Consider the following 24,133-nt stretch of genomic DNA (forward strand, 5'->3'; position numbering starts at 1 on the left):
AAGGGCACCTCTAAAGACCGTGCAGGATCTTTAGAGGTGCCCTAAAAGAGGAAACATCCTCTTTACGTTTACCATGATAGGACGTCCATGTAAGCGCTCGCGCAACGGGGTGTAAACCTTTGTAAACGGATGAAGGGTGCTAAGTGCTAAGTAGTGGGTAGTGGGTAGTGGGTAGTGGGTAGTGGGTAGTGCGCCGTAGGCGCGTTACGAGCTTCGGCGTGCTGAAGCGCATTAAGTCAAATGGCAATGGTCGTTGAGCGTTCTTTGGAAGCCATCCCGGAGGCAGAAAGCCGGGAGGGATGAGCGATTCGCGATACGACGATTTTTGTGCTACTTTTTTTAAAAAAGTGGCAAGGGGTTGTGCCTGGAGTTCGATGGTGGGTGGATCAGGCCCGCATCGATTGCCGTTTTGTCGATGCAGTTCCCTGTGCGGCCTCCCCGCCGCCGCTCTCCTCTGGGGCATAGATGCGCAGAAAGGGCGGCAGGCGCTTGCCGTGGCTCTTGGCAAAATCTGCGGCCATCGCACGGCCGACCTGCTCTTTGTCGTAGTGCCTGACATCGACAAGGTAGTCGAAGAGGAGCCGCGCCATCCGCTCCTGGGCGATCTTCCAGGTCGCCGCGGTCTCACCGTAGACCCAGGCGCTGAAATCCCCGAAGCCGTCAAAGACCTTCCCTTCGGGCCAGAGCAGGGCGACGCTTTGGGTGAAGTTGCCGCTGTTGTAAAGGATGTCCCAGTAGCGGGCGAAGCGCTTCATCTTCTGGATCTCTTCGAAGGAGACATGGGCCGTTTTGAGGACGTCGTAAGGCGGGGTGTCGGCGTAGACCATGCCGAAGGGGTCGTCGTGGCGGGCTATCGTCGTACCGGAGAGCTTCTTGAGGATGCCGATCTGGATCTCCCCGCTGCTCCATGAGACGAGGGTATCGAGCCCGCGGGCGAAGCTCTCCAGGGTCTCGCCGGGGAGGCCCACGATCAGGTCGAGGTGCAGGTGGGCGCGGGTGTGCTCCTCCAAAAAGCGGAGGTTCTCCTCTATCTTTGCGAGCCGCAGGGGGCGGTGGATGTTGTCGGCGATCTCGGGGTTGAGGGTCTGGATGCCGACCTCGAGCTGCAGCGCAGCCGGGGCGAAACGCGCGATCCGGCCCCGCAGCGCTTCGGGGAAGTGGTCGGGGATCACTTCGAAGTGCAGAAAGTAGGGTTCATCCTTGGCGAGGAAGAAGTCGAGGATCCTGTTCGCAAAGGCGAGCTTGAGGTTGAAGGTACGGTCGATGAACTTGAAATTGCGCACCCCGCGCTGCCACAGCTTTTCGAACTCCGCGGTCATGACGTCGATGTCGAAGTAGCGCATCTTGTCATCGATCGCCGAGAGGCAGAACTCGCAAAGATAGGGGCAGCCCCGTGACGTCTCCAGGTAGATGTAGCGGTTCTGGATATCGTTGCTGTCGTAGTCGTCATAGGGGAGGGTGATGGCGGCGAGGTCGACCATCGGGGCCTTGATCAATTTTTCCTTCCGTTCCGTGCCTGCGAGCAGGTCGCGGCAGAGCTCGTAGAAGGCGATCTCCCCTTCGCCGCTGATGATGTAGTCCGCGTGTGAGAAATCGACACGGTGGGGAAGGTGCGACGCTTCCGGGCCGCCCAGGACGATGACGGTCTCCGGGGAGACTTTTTTGAGGATGCCGATCAGCTCCGCGACGTCGCCGGCGTTCCAGATGTAGGTGCTGATCCCGACGATCTTCGGGCTTTCGGCGAGGATACGTTCGGTGATCTGCTGGATGTTCTCGTTGATGACGAATTCGCGGATGACGCTCCGGGGGCGGAGTTCGCGCAGATTGGCATAGAGGTAGCGCAGCGCGAGAGAGGCGTGGCTGTAGCGTGCATTGAAGGTGGCGAGAACGATGGTATGCATAACGGCATTGTAGCGCGTCGGAGAGTGCGGCAAGCTGATTCTAACGGGCGCGCGGCTATAATCAAACGAAAAAACAAGGAGATTGTATGCGTATTACTGGAATGGTATCCGCAGCCCTTCTGGCCCTCGCTCTGTTCGGCGGCTGTTCGGGCAAGCAGGTTAACGAGACAACAAACAGTATCGTCGACGACGTCAAACAGTTTGGCAACAAGGTGACGGAGCAGCACTAGGCTGCCGGCGGCCTAGACCTTGTTCTGGATCGTGATCTTCGTCGCTTCGAAGAGCTCGGTCGCTTTCTGGATCATCGGCTCGTCGAGAATGGCGTTGCCGTCGATCTCCCGGGTGCTCAGATCCGGTTCACAGCTCCCGGTCACACAGCTTCCCGAACCCGTTTCGACCTCTTCGGTCATCGAGGCGCTCTGGGGCGCCTCCTGCGCAGGGTTGTAGCTCTCCATATAGGCGGGGCGCTCTTCCATCTCTTCTACTGCTGATACACTGCTCTGTGAATCATAACCGGTTTCGGGCATCGGTGCTTCGTTTACCGGTCCGGAAACCGGTTCAGGCTTTGGGGAAGCTTCCTCCGCCGGTTTTGAGCAGGGGTTGTGCTTTATTTTCGTCTCGAACCCGAACACCTCCCTTACCAGCTGTTTGATCACCGGGAAACCGTGCTTGAGCTTGGCGCGGCAGTCGCCGTCGGCGCAGCTCTCCCAGGTGAGGGTGTCGTCACCGTAGGCGATGAAGGTGATCTGTTCGCGGAAACACGCGCCCAGATCCGCACTGCGGTCCTCGATGCGAGCGCAGAGCTCCTCGAATTTCGCAAGGGCAGGGTCGGGTACGGGTGCAGCGACCGGTTCCGGTTCGGGTGCGGCCGGTGTTTCCGGCACGCTTTCGCGCTCTGCGGCCGGTGCTGCGGCAGGAGGCGTGGGAGCAGCAGGGGCGGCCGTGGTAGCGGGAGCCGCCGCATAGGCGACGCTGTCGGGGCGGGCGACCTGGGCTTCGAGGGATTCGATCATCTGGTCGATCTCTTTGACCTTCAGCGCCTCCATCATCTTGAAGAAGATCAGCCCCAGGACGAAGCTCCCTTCGGCGTTGATGGCGAAGAGGGACTTCGCCTCGCTGAGGATGCGGAAGAAACGCTCCAGCAGCAGCGGAGAGAAGCGGGCGTCGTCATGGTCGTAGAGGCGCTCTTTGAGCCAGGAGGTGAGTTCGTCGACGACCATCTCCGCCTCGTAGGCCTCCAGCTCCCGGAGGGTGTCGACGAGCCGTGCACGGTCTTTGGAAAAGACGACGCCGAAAAGCGACTCGAAAAACTGCGGGTCGATCAGGCCCAGCATCTCCGTGACGGTGGAGACGTCGACGTGGTGCTTGGAGTAGATGATGGCCTGGTCGAGCAGGGTCAGGGTGTCACGGAGACTTCCCGAACCGCTGCGGGCGAGGATCTGCAGCGCCTCGGGCTCGTAGGTGATGTTCTCGAGGTTGAGGATATGGCTGAGGTGCGCGCTGACGTTCTGCGGCGAGATCTTCTTGAAGCGGAAGTGCTGGGTCCGGCTGAGGATCGTCGCGGGGAGTTTCAGCGGGTCGGTCGTCGCGAGGATGAACTTCACGAAGGGCGGCGGCTCCTCCAGGGTCTTGAGCAGGGCGTTGAACGCCTCTTTGGTGAGCATATGGACTTCGTCGATGATGAAGATCTTGAACTTCGCACTGGCCGGTTGGTATTTGGTGTGTTCGATGAGGTCGCGGATATCGTCGATCTTGCGGCTCGACGCCGCGTCCATCTCGATGATGTCCATGTGGCGCCCCTCGTTGGCGGTGACGCAGTGCTCGCACTGTTCGCAGGGGTGGGAAGTCGGTCCGTTTTCACACATCAGCGCCTTGGCGAAGATCCGCGCCGTCGAGGTCTTGCCCGAACCGCGCAGGCCGGAGAAGAGGTAGGCGTGCGAGAGGCGTTTGGAATCCAGCGCCAGGGAGAGTGTCTGCGCGATCGTCTCCTGCCCGATCAGGTCTTCAAAACGGCGGGGACGGTACTTCAGGGCCAGGACTTGCGAGCGCTCGTTCAAACGGATTCCTTTGTTAAATATAGTCATTGAGTTTAACACAGTGTCGATTAGTTTTGGGTGAGTTTTGACATTGGCTACAATGCCTTAAACATTATGGAGGCGTGATGACGCGCAGAGCTTTTTTGCAGAAGAAACTTAACGGGCAGCTGGCGTTGATGTTCGGCCTGATCATCACGGGAATGGTGACGATCATATGGATACAGTCCGTGCCTGTCGCGGTGGGCGTGGTGATCGCATTTGTCGTCGTCAGCCGTACCGGTTACCGCCGTTTCAAATGCCCCTGCTGCCGACAGTCGGTCTATAATGCGATCGTGAAAGAAACGAACCTTTTCCTCTCGCAGGTACCGTCGCACTGTCCCCGGTGCGGTTGCAATTATGACGAACCGGTGTAGGCGGCGTCAGCGCGGCGCGAGCCCCAGCCACTGCGCGGCGACCTGCCGCAGCCCGTCGGGGTTTTCCGAGGCGAAGAATTTCATCTCGGTATTCGCGGCGCTCTCTTTGATGCCGTAATGGGCTTCGAGGTACTCCACGATCGCTTCGCCGGAGTGGATCATCAGCGCTTTGTCCCCGAAATAGCCGGAGATGGCCCCGGCGATGAGGGGGAAGTGGGTGCAGCCGAGGATGACGGCATCGGGGGCTTTGCACCCGGCGAAGTAGTGGTGCATCGTGCTTTCGAGGACTTCACCCTCGAAGAGCCCCTCTTCGACGATGGGGACAAAGAGGCCCGTCGCCTTGGCTTCGACGTTGCGGTAGCCGTGGGAGGTGAGCAGCTGCTGGTAGGCCCCGGAGCCGACGGTCGCCTTCGTGCCGAGCACGAGGACCTCCGCGTCGCTGTCGCCCAGGGCGTTCTTGGCGGCGAGGATGCCCGGCTCGACGACGCCGACGACGTCGAAGGGGGCCTGGGCGCGCATCTCGTCCAGGGCGTAGGCGCTGACGGTGTTGCAGGCGACGATGAGCAGGTCGATGTCGAAGTTCTTGAAAAATTCCACCGCTTCGAGGGCGTAGCGGACGATGGTGTTGCGGTCTTTGACCCCGTAGGGGACGCGGGCGGTATCGCCGTAGTAGACGATCTCCTCGAAGAGGCGGTGTTCCAGCAGGGATTTGACGACGGTCAGGCCGCCGATACCGCTGTCGAAAACACCGACGCGCATTCTATTAGCACCCAACCGGAGCAAAGCCCCGGTTGCTACGATAACTCTGCGTTTGCTTCAGCAGCAGGCTCACGTGCAGTAAACCGCACTTGAGAGAGCAACACATCGCCATCATCTGCAATCCTTAGCCCTCGTTCATCATAGAGAGGAATTCGTCGTTGGACTTGGTCTTCTGCATCTTGGTGTAGAGGAAGCGGAGTGCCTCGACCTCGTCTTCCTGCTTATGCAGCATGGAGCGGAGGATAAAGACCTTCTGCAGGACGTCCGGTCCGATGAGGAGCTCCTCTTTGCGGGTACCGGACTTGAGGATATCGATCGCCGGGAAGATACGGCGGTCGGAGATCTTGCGGCTGAGCACGACCTCGGAGTTACCCGTCCCTTTGAACTCTTCGAAGATGACCTCGTCCATGCGGCTTCCCGTCTCGATCAGGGCCGTGGCGATGATGGTGAGGGAGCCGCCGTTCTCGATGTTACGGGCGGCACCGAAGAAGCGCTTCGGTTTGTGCAGGGCGTTGGCGTCGACACCCCCCGAGAGGACCTTGCCTGAACTCGGTGTCACGGTGTTGTAGGCGCGGGCGAGGCGGGTGATGGAGTCGAGAAGAATGACGACGTCTTTACCGATCTCGACGCGGCGCTTGGCGCGCTCGATGACCATCTCGGCGACTTTGACGTGGTTCTTCGCCGGCATGTCGAAGGTGGAGGAGTAGACCTCGCCCTTGACGGAGCGCTCCATGTCGGTGACCTCTTCGGGACGTTCGTCGACGAGCAGGACCATCAGTTCCGCTTCGGGGTGGTTGTGGCTGATGCCGTGGGCGATCTCTTTCATCAGCTCCGTTTTACCCGAACGCGGCGGGGCGACGATGAGGCCGCGCTGCCCTTTACCGATGGGGGCAAAGAGGTCCATCATACGGCCGGTGAGGTGGGTCGGCTGGTACTCGAGCTTGAGCTGCTCCAGGGCATAGAGGGGCGTGAGGTTTTCGAAGAGCGGGCGTTTTTTGCTCTCTTCGGGCGGCACGTAGTTGATGGCCTCGATCTTGAGCAGGGCGTAGTAGCGCTCCTGGTCCTTGGGCGCACGGACCTGGCCGGTGACGACGTCCCCGTTACGAAGCGCAAAGCGCTTGATCTGGGTGCTGGAGACGTAGGCATCGTTGAGGGAGTCGCTGAAGCTCTTGTCCACGGAGCGGAGGAAGCCGTAGCCGTCCTGCATCACTTCGAGGATACCGGTGAAGAGGATAAATCCTCCCTGGGCCGTCTGGGCCTTGAGGATTTCGAAGATGATATCCTGGCGTTTGAGCTCGTTGGGGCTCTCGACGCCGAGCTCTTCGGCCATCGCGACCAGTTCGTCGATCGTCTTCTCTCTGAGGGCCTCTACGGTGTAGCCTTCGACGGGCTTATGGGTCCTGTTTTTATTGTTTCGTGAATTGTTGCTGCGCGAAGTATCGCTCATGAAGGTATTCCTCTATGTCTGCTGAGTGGATTTTTCTAAGTGAAGAAATCGAGGTCGTTAATGTGAAAGATTTCCCGTATTTTATACTATTTGCTTTTTACTTGTCAACAAGTAACGCGCTTTTTACCCTATCGGCGGTACAATGGCATCACTACTAATAGAGAGAGGAAGGAAGAAGCACTGATGAGAGCTTACCTTGAAAACGAGATTTCAGCTTCCATAGAGACCAAACAGAAGATTTTGAACGACGACGCCCTGCTGGGCACGATTGAAAAGGCCGCCACGGCCTGTGTCGAGGCCTACCGGCGCGGCAACAAAACCCTGCTCGCGGGCAACGGCGGCAGCGCGGCGGACGCCCAGCACATCGCCGCGGAACTGGTCGGCCGCTACGGCTTCGACCGCCCCTCCATCCCGTCGCTGGCGCTCACCACCGATACTTCCAACCTGACGGCGATCGGGAACGACTACGGCTACGACAAGGTCTTCTCCCGCCAGCTCGAAGGCATGGGCGTGGAAGGTGACATCTTCTTCGGCATCTCCACCTCAGGCAACTCCCAGAACATCGTCAATGCCTTCGAGAGCGCCAAGGCGAAGGGGATCACGACCGTGGCCCTCGTCGGCCGCGACGGCGGCAAGATGGGGCAGATGGCGGACATCGCCATTATCGTCCCTTCCAATGCGACGCCGCGTATCCAGGAGTCGCACATCCTGATCGGGCACATCATCTGCGACGTGATCGAGAAAGAGCTCTTCGGCGACGGCGTCGGAGCATAGGCAAACAGACGATGCGTATGTCTGAGAATTCACAAAGAGCGCAAGGCGCGAGGGCACGCCGCCGAGGCGAACTCAGCGTTGGCGTAGCTGTCCGTACTTAGTTCGGATGGTGTTTTCATCAATGGGTAAACCGGCCCTTTTCCTTGACCGCGACGGCGTGATCAACGTCGACACGGACTACCTCTACCGCATTGAAGATTTCGAGTTTATCGACGGCATCTTCGAACTCTGCGCCGCCTACCAGGCGCGGGGCTACCTGATCGTCGTCGTGACCAACCAGTCGGGCATCGCCCGCGGGCGCTACAGCGAAGCGGATTTTGACCGTCTGACAGCGTGGATGGTGGAGGAGTTCGGCAAGCACGGCGTCAGGATCGCCGGGGTCTATTACTGCCCGCACCATCCGGAGGTGACAGGGGCCTGCACCTGCCGCAAACCCGAACCGGGGATGCTGCTGCAGGCCGCCGAAGAGCTGGGAATAGACCTGGCACATTCGGTGATGGTCGGCGACAAGGAGCGCGACATTGTCGCCGCCCACCGTGCCGGTGTTCAGGAAACCTACCTGTTCGATGCCGATCCGAAGGCCACGGAAGCATCGCGCACTATCAAATCGTTAAGGGAGCTGTTATGAAGATCCTCAATACCGGCGGGACGTTCAACAAACGCTATGATCCCATCCTGGGGGAGCTCGAGGTCCCCTTTGACAACGAAGCGGTCGAGGATATCGTCGAGAGCTTCGCCTACAGCGTCGAGATCGCCGGGATGCTCTATAAAGATTCGCTGGAGATGACGGATGAAGACCGCGAGCAGCTTATCAACATCATCGACGTCGACGACGAGGAGGTCTACGTCATCGTCCACGGTACCGACACGATGGACCTGACGGCCAAAGCCCTGGCGGAGTGGATGGAAGAGGATGAAGAGGAGCGCGTTATCGTTCTTACCGGTGCCATGGTCCCCTTCAGCATCGACAAGACCGAAGCCAGCGTCAACCTCGGGATGGCACTGGGCTACGCCGCGACGCAGCCCGCCCCCGGGGTCTATATCTGCATGAGCGGAATCATCGCGCCCTACGACCGCATCCGCAAAAACCGTGGAGAGGGGATTTTCGAGATTGTCTAACGTCAAGTGCGACCACTGCCATCTGCAGTTCGATGAATCGGTGATGATCAAGGAGGGGGAGCTCCACTTCTGCTGTAAAGGGTGCCAGGGGATATATCACCTCCTTAAAGACGAAGGGCTGGAGCGCTTCTACGACAAGCTCGGCGAAGAGACCCTCGTCCCGCCGACGGAGCAGTTCGAGGACAGCGGCAACTTCAACTCGCCGGCCTTCTACGACCGCTACGTCACGGCGGACAGCGAAGGCTTCAGCGAGGTGTCGCTCATTATCGAGGGGATCCACTGCTCCGCCTGTGTCTGGCTCAATGAGAAGGCCCTGCATAAGATGGAGGGCGTCGTCGAGGCGCACATCAACCATACGAACAACAAAGCGCGCATCGTCTGGGATGACGAAACGGTCAAACTCTCCCAGATCATCGATATGATCCGCGCCATCGGCTACGACGCCTTCCCGTACGATCCGCAGATCCAGGAAGCGCGGGCGGAGAAGGAGCGCAAGGATTACTACCTCCGTATCGCCGTTGCCGTCTTTGCCATGATGAACATCATGACCATTGCCGTAGCACAGTACGCCGGTTTCTTTACGGGGATGACGCAGGGGATCAAGAACATCCTCAACGTCGCCGAATGGATTCTCTCGACGCCGGTACTCTTTTACAGCGGCTGGGTCTTCTTCCGGGGGGCCTACTACGGCATACGTACCCGGTCGGTCAATATGGACATCCTTGTCGCGACCGGGGCGTCGCTGACCTATCTCTACTCCATCTATATTACCCTCCTGGAGCTGGGCGAGGCGTACTTCGACTCGGTGACGATGATCATCACTTTCGTCCTTGTCGGGAAGTTCCTGGAGGTGCTCAGCAAAAAAAGCGCCGCCGATACCCTCGACGTGCTCTCCAAGCATGTGCCGGGGGAAGTGACCCTGCTTAAAGACGGTACCCAGGTGAACGTCGGGGTCAGCGAGGTTGTCGTCGGCGACGTCATCCTGCTCAAAGCGGGGGAGAAGGCGGGCATCGACGGCGAGATCCTTTCAGGCGAGGGGAGCTTTGACGAGTCGAGCCTGACGGGGGAGAGCGACCCCATCTACAAGCGTGAAGGCGACAGTGTCGTCAGCGGTACGACGAGTATCGATGCCGTCGTGCAGTACAAAGCGACGAAGGATTTCGAACATTCGACCCTGTCGAACATCCTGACGATGCTCGAACGCTCCATGGCGAAGAAACCGCGTATTGAGCAGCTGGCCAACAGGCTCTCAGAGTACTTCTCCAGCGTCATTCTGCTGCTGGCGTTCGGCACTTTCCTTGTCTGGTGGTTCTGGCCGCATCCTTTCAATATCGCCTTTATGGTCGGTATCTCCGTTATTGTCATCGCCTGTCCCTGCGCCCTGGCGCTGGCGACGCCGGTCGCGACCCTGGTCGGTCTGGGGCAGGGGGCGAAGCGGGGTATCCTCTTCAAAGAGGCAGCCCAACTCGAGACCCTGGCACAGACCGATACCCTGGTGCTTGATAAAACGGGCACCATCACCGAGGGACGTCCGCAGGTCGTCGACGTCCAGTGGTACGGCACGGATCATGAAGCCTACCGCCTGAAGCTCCAGGCCCTGCTCAACGCCTCCAAACACCCCGTTGCCATCGGCGTTTCCGAATACCTCAGCGGCGAAACGGCACTGACGGCGCTGCCCATCCTCGATGAGGTGCGCCAGATCGCGGCCAAGGGGATGGTCGCGCGCTGCGAGGAGCAGATGCTCAGCGGCGGCAACGCGGCACTGATGCGAGAGCAGGGGATCGCCCCTGCCGACGAGAGTGCGCATACGCTCTTCTATTTTGCGGTAGGTGACACGCTGGTGGCGCGGTTCGAGCTGGCGGACAAACCCCGCCCCGACGCGCAGGAGGCGATCCGTGCGCTGACCCATGCCGGTATTGATGTGGTTATGCTGACGGGGGACCATGAACGCTCCGCGCGCAAGGTGGCTGCGGCAGTGGGAATAGAGCACTACCATGCCGAGCTGACCCCGGAGGCAAAGGCCGCCATGGTGGCGCAGATGCAGAGCGAGGGCCACAAGGTCGTGATGGCCGGCGACGGCGTTAACGACATCCTCGCGCTGGCCCAGGCCGAGATCGGCATTGCGATGGGCAACGGCAGCGACATCGCCATCGACGTCAGCGACGTGGTCCTGATGAACGATTCGCTCACCTCCCTCGAAGAGGCGTTCCGGATCGGGCGTGCGACCTACGGCCTGGTCAAACAGAACCTCGGCCTTTCGCTGGTGTATAATGCGATTACCGTACCGTTGGCGATGGCAGGGTATATCATTCCGCTGGTCGCCGCGATCTCGATGTCGTTGAGTTCCCTGCTGGTCGTGGGCAATTCGATGCGCATCTCCTACAGCTGGAAGCGCGCGGCGAAACGCCGCTGAAAGGAGCCCCCATGGACAGTTGGGTAATTATTATGATGCTGGCCGTCTCGGTCTTTCTGGGGACGCTGGCATTGCTGGGGATCATGTGGGCCATCCGGACCGGGCAGTTTGATGACAAAGAGAAGTTCCTCAACCAGGTGCAGTACGACGGGGAGGACGAACTCAACGACGCCGCGAAACAGGCGGAAAAGAAAAAGGCGATGAAAAAGAAAAAAGAAGAGGCTTACCGGCCGGAATAACCCGCTTTTCATCCTTCCTCAAACCTTCTGCACCCTTTCATGATTTTTTCATACCGTATCTTTACAATAGCTCCAAACAACAAAGGAGTAAAAACAATGAAAAAAACAGTGATGGCTGTCGCAGCAACGGCGGTAATGGCGACAAGCGGTATGGCGGCGAAGGGAACGGTTCCGGCTGTGACGGAGGAGCAGCTCGATACGCTCGTGTTTATCTACCAGGAGGAGAAGGTCGCCCGCGACACGTACATTACACTGGGGAATATGTACACGAACCAAACGGTGTTTGCCAATATCCAGGTGTCGGAGCAGGAGCATATCGACCAGGTACAGGTGCTGTGTGAGCGTTACGGCGCCGATATCTCCGGCATCGACGAAACGGAAGTGGGCGTGTTTGAGATCCCGGTACTCCAGGAGCTCTATGACACGCTGGTTGCCCAGGGAACGCAATCCGAGCTGAGCGCACTGATGGTCGGCGAGTACATCGAGATCACCGACATCGATGACCTTGAAGCGGCCGAAGAGGGGATGCCTTCGGATGTCGTCAACACCTTTGAAAACCTCAAAGCGGGCTCACTGAACCACCTGGCGGGCTTCCGCGACGCCATCGACGCCTACAACAGCAGCAAGTAAGCGTGCGGTTCTTTCTGCTCGCAGCTGCCTTCGCCGGCCTGCTGTCCGCCGGCGGGCTGCAACTTTCCACCCCCGTTGATACCGTTACTTCCTACTACCGGGCGATGAACAGTGCTGATCTTAGCGCATTGAAACAGATCATGGACAAAGCGTCCTACGATACGGAGATACAGGTCTATGCCCTTTCGATCGCATTCAAAGACCCCGGTTTTCATCAACGCCTGAAAGGCTATGCGGAACACAAGGCGGACAGGCGCGCAGTCGAACGCGCCGTTGCTGAAAAACTCAGACAGCGTCCGAAACGTTCTATTGGCGGTTTCACCGTTCAGAAGATCGGGAAAGTGCGCTGCAGCGTGAAGTACATGGAAGACGGTAAAAAGCGGGTGCTCTACGTCCGGAAATTCAATGAAACGTGGAAAATAGACCACAAGGCGGGTCGGCCGACAAAGCAGACCGGGTCGACGGAACAAAAGCGTGTGGGTTTATTAGAAGGCTGACAATACGGTATTGCTAGGATATGTGAACGTGAGTGGTACGCCCGGAGGGATTCGAACCCCCGACTCCTGGTACCGGAAACCAGTGCTCTATCCAGCTGAGCTACGGACGCATTGATAGGTGAAGAGCGAAATTATAGCCTAGAATCTTTAAGAGAGGTAAAGGGCGTGCAATGGAGGCTGGGCGAATGCCTAATCTGCCTGTGAGAAGTGGATCACTTTCCCCTCTTTAGTTATGGTGATCCCTGTCCCTTTCTGTTTTTGCCATGCATTGTGCAGTGCAACGAGCAGGGCGAGATCGGGGCGCTTTTGCGTGATGAGCGGCTTGAAAAATTCGGCCTCCTCGAAGATCTCTGCATGCGTATCCTTCTCAAAGCCCATCGATACCAGTCCCCTGGGGTGTGAAAGCCCTAGTGCCACGGCAATGGGGTGGAGGCTTGCTTCGTCCTTGCGCTCGATCGCTTCGTCGTAGATACAGTAGGTTTCCAGGGGGTTTTGGAGGTAGCACTGGTAGATGGATGCCAGATCCGCGATGTAGAAGATGTCGTCGGTGAGCTGTTTGTAGGCTTCACCCCGGTCGGCTTCCGGGCCGAAATTAAGCGATGCGATATCGCTGCCGGCCTGATGAAGCAGGGCGCTGCCGATCACAACGAGCCATTCGGCCATGGGGAGCGTATCGATCTCCGCATCGCGGCCGATGATGATAACGGGCCCGACCCGTTCCTGACGGAACGCAAGGCCTTTGCCCGTGACATCGATAATAGGGGGGAGCGGATCGACCCCGAAGGCTTTGAGATGGTCTTCCATAAATGCTTTGGTTTTTTCGAACATCGGGTCTCCAGAGTTTTGATTGCGCTATTGTACTCCAAAGGTGTGTAAAGGGGATGCAAAACGGTTAAGCAATGCAAATAGAGCTTACTGGCTTGCCCTGAAAAAAGATGGTAGACCGGGGGGGAACATGACACTTAGTTGGTATGGAAGAGACAACACCCCGATCGCAGGTGCTGTCGATCGTCGCTGATTTTCTGAAACGTTATGAAATAACTTACGTTAGCCAAATCAAGGTCGGTATGACACATGACAGATGTGTTGGATACTTTGAAAATCGTTTAACAGTAGTAAGAATGTTTGTGTGGATTGTATTCTTGAAAGTAAATGGTGCGCCCGGAGCGATTCGAACGCCCGACCGCTGGTACCGCAAACCAGTGCTCTATCCAGCTGAGCTACGAGCGCACACCAGTTATCCGTTAAGGAGGCTGAAATTATAGCTGTAAAAGCTTAGAGTTTTTTTAAAACTCCTGCTTTTGCGCCAATTCAGTCAAGAAAGTCTCCATGTCGTATTTACTGCGGTATTCCGGCGTCATAATGTGAATGAGAACATCACCGAGGTCGACGACGATCCATTCGCCGCTTTCATCCACCTGGTTGAACTGCTCTCCGGGCTTGAGGTCCTTTTTGAGGTAGTCCAGAAGGGCGTGGGTGTGACGTTCACCCAGGGAGGTGGCGATAATAACGTAGTCGACGAAGTAGTCCCGCTCGCGAAGGTCGAAGAGTTCGATCGCCTCCGCTTTGTTGCGGTCAAGCACTTCAATTATATTTTCAAGTCGTTTTTGCACTGAATTTCCTTGTAATAGTTTTCAATCTCTTCCCGGACAGTGTCGGGGATAAGGTGGGTCTTCTCCATCGCACGCAGTTCGGTCGAACTGACGTCGACATCGACGTCCAGGCGAAGGTAGCGGCCGGGGACTTCTTTGCCGGTCCGGCTGGCGACGACCCAGGTGACCATCCGGTCCAGAGCTTCGTACTCATGCCACTTAGTCAGTGTATCAAGGTTGTCCGCACCGATGATGAGATAGATCTCGGGATCGATCGTTTTGAAATGGCGGACGGTCTCGATGGTCGAGACAGGACGCCCCTGCTCGATTTCAAATGCGCTGACACGGACACGCTCGCTGGAGGCAAAAATCCGCTCCAGCCACCTCAGACGCAGTTCCGGAGGTGCGTGGGTGCCGCTTTTGAACGGATTGACGTATGCCGGAACGACATAGAGCGTATCGATCGGCAGTACTTCCAGCACCCGAGATACGACCGCGGCGTGTCCGGCATGGGGAGGATCGAAAGAACCGCCGAAAATCGCTACCGCCATTACGCCCGCTTTTTAACGAAATTATATCTTAGCTTGGGTAAAATCACGCACAATCATAACTCTAGTGAAGGACACACTGCATGGAGCTTCTAAACATCAAAGATCTGGACCTGCAGGACAAAAAAGTATTTATCCGCTGTGATTTTAACGTGCCACTGGATTCATTCGGAAATATCTCCGACGACCGCCGTATCCGTTCGGCGATTGCGACGATCAACTACTGCCTCGATAAAGACTGTGCCGTGATCCTGGCATCACACATGGGACGCCCGAAGGGTGAGGTTGATCCGAAATACTCCCTTGAGCCGGTCCGCCTGCGCCTGCAGCAGCTGCTCAAGCGCAGTGTCGCCCTGGCCAAGGATGTCGTCGGTGAAGATGCCCTCGCCAAAGCGGCCGAACTGCCGCGCCATGAAGTCCTTCTGCTGGAAAACCTCCGTTTTGAAAAGGGCGAAACGAAAAATGACGATGTGCTGGCCGAGAAACTGGCGGGCATGGCCGATTTCTACATCAACGATGCATTCGGTGTGAGCCACCGCGCGCATGCCTCCGTCGAAGCGATCACCAAGCATTTTGATGAGAAGCACAAGGCGGCGGGCTTCCTGCTGCAAAAAGAGATCCGCTTCTTCGGTACGCTGATCAAGCAGCCGGTCCGTCCTTTTGCGGCGATCGTCGGCGGGAGCAAGGTCTCCGGCAAGCTCGAAGCACTGATCAACCTGCTGCCGCGGGTCGATAAGATCATCATCGGCGGGGGGATGGCCTTTACCTTCCTCAAGCAGCTCGGCTACGATGTCGGAAACTCCCTGGTGGAAGATGACCTGCTCGAAGAGGCGCAGAAGATCATGGACGAGGCACGCCGCCGCAAGGTGAAGTTCTACCTGCCGGTCGATGTTGTCGCGGCACAGACCTTCTCCGCCGATGCCACCAGCAAGCTCGTCTCCGCCCAGGAGATCCCGCAGGGGTGGATGGGCCTCGATATCGGGCCGGCGACGGTACGTCTTTACCGCGAAGTCCTCAACGATGTCCAGACGGTCCTCTGGAACGGTCCGATGGGCGTCTACGAGATGGAGCGCTTCGCCCGCGGTTCCAGCAAGATCGCCCACTTCGTTGCCGACTCCTATGCGACGACGGTCGTCGGCGGGGGGGATACGGCGGACCTGGTCCAGCGTATCGGCCTTGACGAAGAGATGACCTTTATCTCCACGGGGGGCGGGGCGTCCCTGGAGCTGCTCGAAGGTAAAGTACTTCCGGGCGTCAAGCCGCTCCTGATCAAGGCACACGATTGATCATCGCGGCCAACTTCAAAACGAACCATACCCGTGCCGCCACCGAAGCGTACCTGGAGAAGGTGACCGCTTACATCGCCGAAGCAGAGATTACCGATGAGGTGATGGTCTTTCCGCCCGCGACCGCACTCTGTGCTAGCAGAGGCGGCGTGACCGTCGGTGTGCAAAACGCCTGGCCGACGGAAAACGGTGCATACACGGGCGAGATCGGGACAGAGCAGCTTGACGAGTTCGGGATCCGTACCGTCCTGCTCGGCCATTCGGAACGCCGTCATATCCTGGGGGAGTCGCAGGAACTTGTCGCGGAGAAGTTCGCCTATTTCAAAGGGCTCGGGTATCGCATCGTCTACTGCATCGGCGAACCCCTTGAAGTCCGTGATGCCGGGAACGAAGCGCTGATGGCCTACCTGGCCGAACAGCTCGAAGGGATCGATCTCGCGTATGCGAACCTGGTCATCGCCTATGAACCGGTCTGGGCGATCGGCACGGGCCGCGTCCCCAGCGAAAACGAGATCGAACTGATCCACGGTGCCCTGGCCAAACTGACGGCAGCTCCGCTGCTCTACGGCGGCAGTGTCAAGGTCGGGAACGCTGCGGATATTCTGGCGCTCAAGCATGTGGACGGGGCGCTTGTCGGAAGCGGTGCGCTCGATGCAGATGACTTCTGCCGGATGATCGCGACGGCGAAACAAATTAATAAACAGGAGGTTTAACATGTTGATGAAGGGTAAAAAGGGGCTGATCGTCGGACTGGCAAATGACAAATCAATTGCGTACGGTATCGCCAAGGCGTGCCACGACCAGGGGGCGGAGCTGGCGTTCACCTACCTTAACGATGCGCTGAAAAAACGCGTAGAGCCCATTGCCGAATCCTTCGGTTCGGACAAAGTGTACGAGCTTGACGTCTCCAACCCCGATCATATGGATGCGATCGCGGGACTCATTGAAAAGGACATGGGCAAGATCGATTTCCTCGTGCACTCTGTTGCTTTTGCTCCGAAAGAGGCGCTGACAGGCAGCTTCCTGGAAACCACGAAGAGCGCTTTCAATATCGCCATGGAGATCTCCGTCTTCTCGCTGATCGACCTGACGAACAAGCTTCAGCCGGTACTTGCGGATGACGCTTCGATCCTGACACTGAGCTACCTCGGCGGACCGAAATATGTCGCCAACTATAATGTGATGGGTGTTGCCAAAGCCGCCCTGGAGTCAACGGTACGCTACATGGCGGTCGACCTTGGAACAAAAGGTCAGCGTGTCAACGCCATCAGCGCCGGTCCGATCAAGACCCTCGCCGCCGCAGGAATAGGCGACTTCAAACAGATCCTGCGCTGGAACGAACTCAACGCCCCGCTGAAGAAGAATGTTACGATCGAAGAGGTCGGGAATTCGGCAATGTACCTGCTCAGCGACCTGGCTTCCGGCGTCAGCGGGGAGATCCACTACGTCGATGCGGGCTATAACATTATGGGAATGGCGGCCGTCGAGAAGAACGCCGAGGGCAGAACGGTCCTCAGCTGGGACGAAAACAAGTAGTCATGCAGTAAAGAGAGCGTCACGCTCCTTTTATAATGTATATTGCAGGCGCTTTGCAGCGCTTGCTCCTTCTTTATCTATTTTCCTATCACAGGCATCTTTTCAAGCTCTTCCGAGTGCAGCGGTTCGGTCCGGTTTTTCTCTTTGTTATCCATATACCGTCCCCATTTGTCAAAATAGTATTGCAGCGTGAAACTTTTCTCGGGGTCGGTCTCAGGCTCGGCCGCTGTCTCAGTCGTCTCATCGGCTTTGGCAGCTTCAGCGGTCGGTTCGGTGTCGACGGCTGCTTCTTCGGTTACCTTTGACACCTCCGGTTCCTCGACCTGAGTCGCGTCCGTAGATACTTCCGGCTCGGGAGCCGGTTCCGGCTGCGTATTCTCTTCCCACTCGGTTGCTTCCCAGTGTTCGTAACTGCGCTGCAGAAAGCCTTTTTTCTCAGGCTCTATCTTGCCTGAAGGGGTGATGGCATTGAGTTCCGTATTTTGTGTAGGGGAACTCGTGTCTATGTCAGAAGCACCTGCTGTTACATGAAGGATACAACCTGTCACTATTATGGGCACAAAAAGTTTCATACCTGTTACCTTTGAGTTTTCTTGCATAGTATAGTTATATTAAACATAATCGAAGCTTTGGGAGAATGATAGACTTTTTTAATATTATCACAAAGCTATCAAGCCCGCTGTACAGGGGGTTTGGGCGGTGTAAAAATTTCTTTTGAATTACAGAATTTTTTAAGATTTGTGTGTTAGAATGGACGGCGACGAAACTTAAACATAGGTCAAGCTTAACTTGAAGGAGAATGAATGAAGTTAGTCAAAATGAGCCTGGCAGCAGCGATGCTGATGGGTGTTAGTGCGTTTGCGGTTGACAATGTAAAGATCAGCGGTGACGCTCAGGTTTTCTATAGCACGACAGATGCTGATGGCGTAGGTTACGCAGGTCTTCTCGGTAAAGACGGTGAACTGTTTGATAAAGACTCTTCTGCGGCAGACGCTGCACTGCACCTGAACGTCAGCGCGGACCTGCTCCCGGGTGTTTCTGCGGGTGCGTCTTACACAGCTATTTCAAGCCTTGGTCTTGAAAATAACTTCGTTTCCAATGTTTGGGCGGGTTCTCATACAGCTGCAAATCTTGGTAGCAACGGAAGCAACTATGCTGCGAAAGTTGAAAATGCAAGCTGGTTCAACGAAGCATGGGCAGCTGTAACACTTGGTAAGACAACAGCAAAAGTCGGTCGTATGGCTCTTGATACTCCGTTGGCGTTTACAGAAACATGGACTATCGAACAAAATACTTTCGAAGCAGCAGTCCTTCTGAACCAGGATCTTCCGGATACAACACTTGTTGCTGCATTCGTCGGTAACGGTAACGGTACAGAGTGGTATGGCGATACTCCGACACCAGTAACAGTTCCAGCCGGTCCGACGTTTGGTCCTGGTGTTAGTACAAGTGGTGTTTACCAGCTTGGTCTTGCAATGGGCGGCGTTGTAAACGCAGACGGTCAGTTTGCGACTTACGGTACAGACGGTGCTTACGCATTCGGTATCGTGAATAACTCGTTCAAACCGCTGACGGTTCAGGCGTGGTACTACGATGTTACTCGTATGGCTCAGGCTTACTGGATCCAGGCTGACCTGAATATGGAAGGAATTCTCCTTGGCGGTCAGTATACAAATGTTGATGCAGGTGATTACGCTTCTGCACTTGAAGACAATACTGCCTACGCAGCAATGATCGGTTACGCGACAGATATGTTCACAATCAAGGGTTCTTACTCTTCTGTCAATGACAATGCAGGTATCGGTGCTGGTTTCAACACTGCAACTAACTATCAGACAGCTCAGTCCAAGCTCTATACAGAGGCATGGTGGAACTACGGTCATGTGACTCAGAATGACACAACTGCTTTCAACGTAACAGCTGAAGCATCTCTGAGTGGATTTGATCTTGGCGCATACTACACAAGCATTGATCATGGAAATGACAATATTTGGGGTACCGCTGACATCAATGAACTGACAATCACTGCCGGTACACAACTGATGGGTGCTCTTGATGTAACACTTGCTTATATCAACGCAGATGTGGATGCTCCGGACTCTGACTCTAACACAGTCCAGGGCTATATCACTCTGAACTTCTAATTCAAGAAGTTCTTCTTCCGCCTCCGGGCGGAACCCTTTCTTTTCTTTTTTCTTTTCCCGCTATAATTTTTCAGTCCAACAAAAAGTACACGCTTTGAACCTACTCTTGCGCAAGGCAGGTTACCTGCTGCTGATGCTCCTGCTTATTACGGTTATCTCTTTTATAGCCATTCATGCGGCTCCCAACAGTTTTCTGAGCGGTGGTGAGCTCAATCCCAATATGTCCGCCGAAGCGATTGAGCGTCTCAAAGCCGTCTACGGCCTGGACAAGCCGTTGTGGCAGCAGTACACGGATTGGATCGCCAACATGACACAGCTGGATTTCGGTATCTCCTTCGTCAGCGGGCAGGATGTGACCGCCGAGATCATGAAGCGCCTCCCGATCACGTTGGGGATCAATATCGTCTCGCTGCTGCTCGTCTTCGCCCTGTCGCTCTGGCTGGGCATCAAGGCGGCGATGCGCTTCGAGCAGAAGGCCGATCATGCGATCCGGCAGCTTTCCCTGGTCTCTTTCGCGATGCCGTCGTTCTACCTGGCACTGCTGATGATCCTGCTCTTCAGTGTCGAGCTGGAGTGGCTGCCGATCACAGGCCTGCACAGTATCGGCGGACCGGAGGAGGGGGTGGCCTACTGGCTCGATATGGCGTGGCACCTGATCCTCCCCGTTTTTGTCATGGTCTTCCTGGCCCTGGGGTCGATGACGGTCTACGTGCGTTCACTGACGCTGGAAATCCTCAAAAGCGACTACTACTTCTTCGCAAAGGCAAGAGACCTGCCGGAACGGATACTCTTTCGCCGCTACATCCTGCCGAATCTCATGCCCCCCGTTATTACGCTTCTGGGCCTCTCACTGCCGGGGCTCATCGGGGGGAGCGTCATCCTGGAACAGATCTTCGGGATCGAGGGGATGGGGCAGCTCTTTTATCTCAGCGCACTCAGTCGTGACTATCCCGTCATTATGGGGATATTGATGATCACGGCATTTCTGACGCTGCTGGGGAATATGCTGGCGGATATGCTGCTGCTGAAACTAAACCCCTACGCGAAGCGGGGGTGAGCGTATTACGTGTTAAGTGTTACGTGCTACGAAATGGGAGTGATAGTCAAATACAATATTAAGAGGGAAAAAAGGGTGCTCTGTCACCCTTCACTTAGCACTTAGCACTTAGCACTTAGCACTTAGCACTTAGCACTTAGCACTTAGCACTTAGCACGGCGTGAAAACGCGCCTATTCGCCGAACAGCGCTTCGAGGGAGGAGAGGTCCTCTTTCTTCTCTTCGGCCGGCATACCCTCTTCGGTAGTGGTTCCACCCTGCTCGACAAGCTCGATGGCGTAGCCGGTGAGCATGGATGCCAGGCGGATGTTGATACCGCTTTTGCCGATCGCTTTGGATTTCTGGTCGCTCGGCAGGGTAACGATGGCCTTTGCTTCGCTCTCTTCGTCCTCCGGGTCGCCCTCGATCGTAACGGAGCTGATGATCGCCGGGCTCATCGCGCGGGCGATGAAGAGTTCCGGGACGGAGGTGTATTCGACACAGTCGATGTTTTCGCCCAGCAGTTCATCGCTGACGGCGTTGATACGGACCCCTTTGACCCCGACGGTCGCGCCAACCGGGTCGACCTGCGGATGGGTCGAGAGCAGAGCGATCTTGGCCCGTTCGCCCGGGATACGCGCACACTTCTCGACGATAACGAGCTTGTCGTTGATCTCGGGAACTTCAAGGCGGAGCAGCTCTTCGAGGAATTTCGGAGAGGTGCGTGAGAGCTCGATGGAGATGCCGTTGACCTTGTCGATGTTGACGCGGCGGACAACGGCGTTGACGACGTCTCCGACCTTGAAATGCTCACCCTTGATACGGCTTTTCATCGGCAGGACGGCCTTGACCTCTTCCATCTCAATGTAGGTGTTCTGTTTGCCGTCGACGCGGGTAACGCGCCCGGAGACGATGGTGCCGATCTTCTCCTTGTACTTGTTGTACAGTTCGTTCTCGACCATGCGCTGGATATGGAACTCGATTTCGCGGAACAGGGTCGCGGCCGCGGTACGGCCGTGGGATTCGATGTCGTGTTCGATCTGGAACTCGTCGCCGACTTCGACGTCGGGGTCGACCTCGGCCTTGGCGCGGGTCAGTCCGACATAGGCGGCGGCCTCTTCACCTTCGAGGCGTTCGTCATCATCTTCGACGACCGTAATAGTCTGGTAAACACGGATGCTCTTCGTCTCCGGGTCTATTTCCGCATCGTAGGCGAAATCGGGGTTGACCAGGCGTTTTGCCGTCTGGATGAACGCCGTTTTGACTGCCTCTTTCACGCTGTCGGGGGAGAGCCCTTTCTCGTGTGCGATTGATTCAATGATGTCCAGAATATTTTCCATAAGTATCCCTGTGTGTTTTCGCTAGTCGTTCCATAAAAAAATGTGGTGTGATTGTTTTTTATAGAAGGGTAGTATTATACCTGAAAAAGGCTAAAGTTGTCACTAGGTATGCAACTTAATGCATGCTTAATTAAACGCGGGCTATAATCGCGTCATTATTAAAAGCGCTGATATGAGGCGGGAGAAAGGATGAGTATGGAGCTTAAAATCGCTCGCAGCAACACCGAGAAGAAACCGAAAAAAGTTGATGTTGAGAAGATCGAGGGAATGGTCGAAAAAGAGGGTTCCGTGATCCTCTATTTTGACCGCGAAAACTCGCACAAGGACCTGCTGGCACTGCAGGAGCACTTCGAGAACGAAGGCAAAAGCGTCTACATGCGCGAAGTACGTTTCGGTCTTGCCGATAACGAATATATGTACGAAGTGCATATCCTCTAAGCCCTCCCGGGCACCCAAAGCATTCCTGTGAAAAAACTGTTTATCGAAACCCTCGGCTGCGCCATGAACGTCCGCGACAGCGAACATATGATCGCCGAACTGTCGCAAAAAGAGGATTATGCTCTCTGTGACAGCGCCGAAGAGGCTGACCTGATCCTGATCAACACCTGCTCCGTCCGCGAAAAGCCGGTCCATAAACTCTTCTCCGAACTGGGCGCGTTCAACAAAAAGAAAAAGGCCGATGCGAAAATCGGCGTCTGCGGCTGTACGGCCTCGCACCTTGGAGATGAGATCATCAAAAAGGCGCCCTACGTCAATTTCGTCCTGGGGGCGCGCAACGTCTCAAAGATCACCGACGTGCTGCACCGCGACAAGGCCGTCGAGACGGAGATCGATTACGATGAGTCCCAGTTCGCGTTCAGTGAATTCCGCAGTTCGCCGTGGAAGGCCTTTATCAACATCTCCATCGGCTGCGACAAGCAGTGTACCTTCTGCATCGTACCCAAGACGCGCGGCGACGAGATCTCCATCCCCGCGGACCTGATCGTCAAGGAAGCGCAGAAGGCGGCGGCCACCGGCGCCAAAGAGATCTTCCTGCTGGGGCAGAACGTCAACAACTACGGCCGCCGCTTCTCCGGTGAGCATGAAAAGATCAACTTCACCGAACTGCTGCGCCGCGTCAGCGCCGTCGAGGGGATCGAGCGGATCCGCTTCACCTCCCCGCACCCCTTCCACATGGATGACGAGTTTATTGAAGAGTTTGCTGCCAATCCGAAGATCTGCAAGTCCATCCATGTTCCCCTGCAGAGCGGCTCGACCCCGATTCTCAAGGCAATGAAACGCGGGTACACCAAAGAGTGGTTCCTCAACCGTATCGAGAAGCTCCGCACCATGGTGCCCGATGTGAGCATCAGTACCGACGTCATTGTCGCTTTCCCCGGCGAGAGCGAAGCGGATTTCGAAGAGACGATGGACGTTGTGCGTCAATCCTCTTTCGAACAGATGTTCAGCTTCAAATACTCCCCGCGCCCGCTGACCGAAGCGGCGGAATACGCGGACGTTGTCGATCCGGAAGTCGCCTCGGAGCGCCTGATGCGCCTGCAGAGCATGCATGACGCGATGCTGGATGAAAAGTGCAAAGCATATCTGGGCCGAACCTTCACCGTCTATTTCGAAGAGCTGCGAAGCGACGGTTACGTGGCCGGGCGCAGCGACAACAACCTTCTGATCAAAGTCAAGGGCAGCGAGGAGCTGCTGGGGCAGTTCGCGGACGTGCGCATTACCCAGACCTACCGCATGGGCCAGGTAGGGGAGCTGGTCGGCGAATAAGATGGCGGCGAAGACGAAGCGAAAGTCGTTCAAAAAGGCGCTGCTTCAGAAGCTGGGCCTCTGGATCCTGCCCCCGATCGGCGCCCTGCTGATCCGCGTCATCTACCACACCTCGAAAAAACGGTTCAACCTCCCGGAGCACGTGCCCGAAGACCCCGTCATTTTTGCCTTCTGGCACGGGGACCTGCTGCTGATGCCCTATCTCTACTACCGTTTCCGAAACATTCCCAATGCCAACGTGCTGATCTCAGACCATTTCGACGGCCGGATCATCGCGCGGGTCATGCGCTTTTTCCGCCTGGGGACCATCCACGGCTCCTCCAACCGCAATGCGGCCAAGGTGCTGATCGCGGCGATGCGCACCCTCAAAGCGGGGGCGGATATCGGGATCACCCCCGACGGCCCCCGGGGGCCGCGCTATGAAGTGGCCGACGGGATCGTTGCAATGGCGCAGAAGACCGGGGCGAAAGTGATCGTTTTCAGCTGTGTGCCGAGCCGCTGTTGGCGGCTGAAGAGCTGGGACCGCTTCGTCATCCCCAAACCCTTCAGCCGGTTGACGTTCTACGCCTCCGAACCGGTCGATCTTCAGGGGCTGGAACTGGATGCGGCGAAAGACGTGGTAAAATCAACGTTGATGGAACACGCGCTGGAGTAGCA

The 24,133-nt window shown here is 56.7% G+C and carries 26 protein-coding genes and 2 tRNA genes; 17 read left to right on the forward strand and 11 right to left on the reverse strand.

What is annotated here, in order from left to right; all coding sequences use genetic code 11:
- Positions 1 to 386 precede the first annotated feature (386 nt).
- Entirely contained in the window at positions 387 to 1,901 is a 1,515-nt protein-coding gene (locus tag ACXWTF_RS02935) for a B12-binding domain-containing radical SAM protein (RefSeq protein ID WP_461713521.1), read from the reverse strand.
- A gap of 86 nt (positions 1,902 to 1,987) precedes the next feature.
- On the opposite strand from ACXWTF_RS02935, the gene ACXWTF_RS02940 reads away from it, so the two are divergent.
- A complete protein-coding gene (locus ACXWTF_RS02940) occupies positions 1,988 to 2,131 on the forward strand; it encodes a hypothetical protein (RefSeq protein WP_461713522.1) in 144 nt (47 codons plus the stop codon).
- A gap of 12 nt (positions 2,132 to 2,143) precedes the next feature.
- Here the strand turns inward: ACXWTF_RS02940 and ACXWTF_RS02945 are convergent, their stop codons facing one another.
- On the reverse strand, positions 2,144 to 3,958 hold the full coding sequence (locus ACXWTF_RS02945) for a DNA polymerase III subunit gamma/tau (RefSeq protein WP_461713523.1): 1,815 nt from the start codon (positions 3,956 to 3,958) through the stop codon (positions 2,144 to 2,146).
- A gap of 104 nt (positions 3,959 to 4,062) precedes the next feature.
- Here ACXWTF_RS02945 and ACXWTF_RS02950 point away from each other — a divergent pair, with 104 nt between their 5' ends.
- Positions 4,063 to 4,350, forward strand: a complete 288-nt coding sequence (locus ACXWTF_RS02950) for a hypothetical protein (protein ID WP_461713524.1) — start codon at positions 4,063 to 4,065, stop codon at positions 4,348 to 4,350.
- Positions 4,351 to 4,356: 6 nt separating this feature from the next.
- Here the strand turns inward: ACXWTF_RS02950 and murI are convergent, their stop codons facing one another.
- Complete coding sequence (murI, locus tag ACXWTF_RS02955; RefSeq protein ID WP_461713525.1) at positions 4,357 to 5,109, reverse strand: glutamate racemase; 753 nt, start codon at positions 5,107 to 5,109, stop codon at positions 4,357 to 4,359.
- A gap of 124 nt (positions 5,110 to 5,233) precedes the next feature.
- Positions 5,234 to 6,556 carry a transcription termination factor Rho gene (rho, locus tag ACXWTF_RS02960; protein ID WP_461713526.1) on the reverse strand — a complete coding sequence of 441 codons (1,323 nt, stop codon included), beginning with the start codon at positions 6,554 to 6,556 and terminating at the stop codon, positions 5,234 to 5,236.
- Positions 6,557 to 6,739: 183 nt separating this feature from the next.
- Between rho and gmhA the strand changes: the two genes are divergently transcribed.
- From gmhA to ACXWTF_RS02995, 7 genes are all read left to right on the forward strand, one after another.
- Entirely contained in the window at positions 6,740 to 7,330 is a 591-nt protein-coding gene (gene gmhA / locus ACXWTF_RS02965; RefSeq protein WP_461713527.1) for a D-sedoheptulose 7-phosphate isomerase, read from the forward strand.
- 121 nt (positions 7,331 to 7,451) lie between these two features.
- Positions 7,452 to 7,958 (forward strand): D-glycero-beta-D-manno-heptose 1,7-bisphosphate 7-phosphatase, encoded by a 507-nt coding sequence (gene gmhB / locus ACXWTF_RS02970; protein WP_461713528.1) that lies wholly within the window; start codon positions 7,452 to 7,454, stop codon positions 7,956 to 7,958.
- Positions 7,955 to 8,449: an asparaginase domain-containing protein gene (locus ACXWTF_RS02975; protein ID WP_461713529.1), complete on the forward strand. Its 495-nt coding sequence runs from the start codon at positions 7,955 to 7,957 to the stop codon at positions 8,447 to 8,449. The genes gmhB and ACXWTF_RS02975 overlap by 4 nt, the downstream gene beginning before the upstream one ends.
- Positions 8,442 to 10,862, forward strand: coding sequence for a heavy metal translocating P-type ATPase (locus ACXWTF_RS02980; RefSeq protein WP_461713530.1), 2,421 nt, complete (start codon positions 8,442 to 8,444; stop codon positions 10,860 to 10,862). Before ACXWTF_RS02975 ends, ACXWTF_RS02980 begins: the two co-directional genes overlap by 8 nt.
- An 11-nt stretch (positions 10,863 to 10,873) precedes the next feature.
- The gene (ccoS, locus tag ACXWTF_RS02985) at positions 10,874 to 11,101 is read left to right on the forward strand and encodes a cbb3-type cytochrome oxidase assembly protein CcoS (protein WP_345986067.1); all 228 of its coding nucleotides are present in this window, start codon (positions 10,874 to 10,876) and stop codon (positions 11,099 to 11,101) included.
- Between the two features lie 96 nt (positions 11,102 to 11,197).
- A complete protein-coding gene (locus ACXWTF_RS02990; protein ID WP_461713531.1) occupies positions 11,198 to 11,731 on the forward strand; it encodes a DUF2202 domain-containing protein in 534 nt (177 codons plus the stop codon).
- A gap of 2 nt (positions 11,732 to 11,733) precedes the next feature.
- On the forward strand, positions 11,734 to 12,228 hold the full coding sequence (locus tag ACXWTF_RS02995) for a hypothetical protein (RefSeq protein ID WP_461713532.1): 495 nt from the start codon (positions 11,734 to 11,736) through the stop codon (positions 12,226 to 12,228).
- Between the two features lie 33 nt (positions 12,229 to 12,261).
- Here the strand turns inward: ACXWTF_RS02995 and ACXWTF_RS03000 are convergent.
- From ACXWTF_RS03000 to nadD, 5 genes are all read right to left on the reverse strand, one after another.
- Positions 12,262 to 12,338, reverse strand: a tRNA-Arg gene (locus ACXWTF_RS03000).
- A gap of 79 nt (positions 12,339 to 12,417) precedes the next feature.
- A complete protein-coding gene (locus ACXWTF_RS03005; RefSeq protein ID WP_461713533.1) occupies positions 12,418 to 13,056 on the reverse strand; it encodes a hypothetical protein in 639 nt (212 codons plus the stop codon).
- A gap of 325 nt (positions 13,057 to 13,381) precedes the next feature.
- Positions 13,382 to 13,458: transfer RNA gene (locus ACXWTF_RS03010), tRNA-Arg, on the reverse strand.
- A 56-nt stretch (positions 13,459 to 13,514) separates the two neighbouring features.
- A complete protein-coding gene (gene rsfS, locus ACXWTF_RS03015) occupies positions 13,515 to 13,841 on the reverse strand; it encodes a ribosome silencing factor (RefSeq protein WP_461713534.1) in 327 nt (108 codons plus the stop codon).
- Positions 13,817 to 14,371, reverse strand: a complete 555-nt coding sequence (nadD, locus tag ACXWTF_RS03020; RefSeq protein WP_461713535.1) for a nicotinate (nicotinamide) nucleotide adenylyltransferase — start codon at positions 14,369 to 14,371, stop codon at positions 13,817 to 13,819. The genes rsfS and nadD overlap by 25 nt, the downstream gene beginning before the upstream one ends.
- A gap of 80 nt (positions 14,372 to 14,451) precedes the next feature.
- On the opposite strand from nadD, the gene ACXWTF_RS03025 reads away from it, so the two are divergent.
- Genes ACXWTF_RS03025 through fabI form a run of 3 tightly spaced genes read left to right on the forward strand, consistent with a single transcriptional unit; the run spans position 14,452 to position 17,190 of the window.
- Entirely contained in the window at positions 14,452 to 15,654 is a 1,203-nt protein-coding gene (locus tag ACXWTF_RS03025) for a phosphoglycerate kinase (RefSeq protein ID WP_461713536.1), read from the forward strand.
- Entirely contained in the window at positions 15,651 to 16,367 is a 717-nt protein-coding gene (locus tag ACXWTF_RS03030) for a triose-phosphate isomerase (RefSeq protein ID WP_461713537.1), read from the forward strand. The genes ACXWTF_RS03025 and ACXWTF_RS03030 overlap by 4 nt, the downstream gene beginning before the upstream one ends.
- Before the next feature lies 1 nt (position 16,368).
- On the forward strand, positions 16,369 to 17,190 hold the full coding sequence (gene fabI, locus ACXWTF_RS03035; protein ID WP_461713538.1) for an enoyl-ACP reductase FabI: 822 nt from the start codon (positions 16,369 to 16,371) through the stop codon (positions 17,188 to 17,190).
- 77 nt (positions 17,191 to 17,267) lie between these two features.
- Here fabI and ACXWTF_RS03040 read toward each other — a convergent pair whose 3' ends face one another.
- The gene (locus tag ACXWTF_RS03040; protein ID WP_461713539.1) at positions 17,268 to 17,762 is read right to left on the reverse strand and encodes a hypothetical protein; all 495 of its coding nucleotides are present in this window, start codon (positions 17,760 to 17,762) and stop codon (positions 17,268 to 17,270) included.
- 231 nt (positions 17,763 to 17,993) lie between these two features.
- Here ACXWTF_RS03040 and ACXWTF_RS03045 point away from each other — a divergent pair, with 231 nt between their 5' ends.
- Positions 17,994 to 19,334 (forward strand): hypothetical protein, encoded by a 1,341-nt coding sequence (locus ACXWTF_RS03045; protein WP_461713540.1) that lies wholly within the window; start codon positions 17,994 to 17,996, stop codon positions 19,332 to 19,334.
- 94 nt (positions 19,335 to 19,428) lie between these two features.
- Positions 19,429 to 20,391 carry an ABC transporter permease gene (locus ACXWTF_RS03050; RefSeq protein WP_461713541.1) on the forward strand — a complete coding sequence of 321 codons (963 nt, stop codon included), beginning with the start codon at positions 19,429 to 19,431 and terminating at the stop codon, positions 20,389 to 20,391.
- Between the two features lie 172 nt (positions 20,392 to 20,563).
- Here ACXWTF_RS03050 and nusA read toward each other — a convergent pair whose 3' ends face one another.
- Positions 20,564 to 21,709, reverse strand: a complete 1,146-nt coding sequence (nusA, locus tag ACXWTF_RS03055) for a transcription termination factor NusA (protein ID WP_461713542.1) — start codon at positions 21,707 to 21,709, stop codon at positions 20,564 to 20,566.
- Between the two features lie 195 nt (positions 21,710 to 21,904).
- On the opposite strand from nusA, the gene ACXWTF_RS03060 reads away from it, so the two are divergent.
- From ACXWTF_RS03060 to ACXWTF_RS03070, 3 genes are read left to right on the forward strand one after another with little or no spacing between them, the layout of a single operon-like run.
- Positions 21,905 to 22,147, forward strand: coding sequence for an HP0268 family nuclease (locus ACXWTF_RS03060; protein WP_461713543.1), 243 nt, complete (start codon positions 21,905 to 21,907; stop codon positions 22,145 to 22,147).
- 21 nt (positions 22,148 to 22,168) lie between these two features.
- Positions 22,169 to 23,476 (forward strand): tRNA (N6-isopentenyl adenosine(37)-C2)-methylthiotransferase MiaB, encoded by a 1,308-nt coding sequence (gene miaB / locus ACXWTF_RS03065; RefSeq protein WP_461714564.1) that lies wholly within the window; start codon positions 22,169 to 22,171, stop codon positions 23,474 to 23,476.
- 1 nt (position 23,477) lies between these two features.
- The gene (locus tag ACXWTF_RS03070; protein WP_461713544.1) at positions 23,478 to 24,131 is read left to right on the forward strand and encodes a lysophospholipid acyltransferase family protein; all 654 of its coding nucleotides are present in this window, start codon (positions 23,478 to 23,480) and stop codon (positions 24,129 to 24,131) included.
- Positions 24,132 to 24,133: the final 2 nt, after the last annotated feature.

This window comes from Thiomicrolovo sp. ZZH C-3, assembly GCF_054862725.1.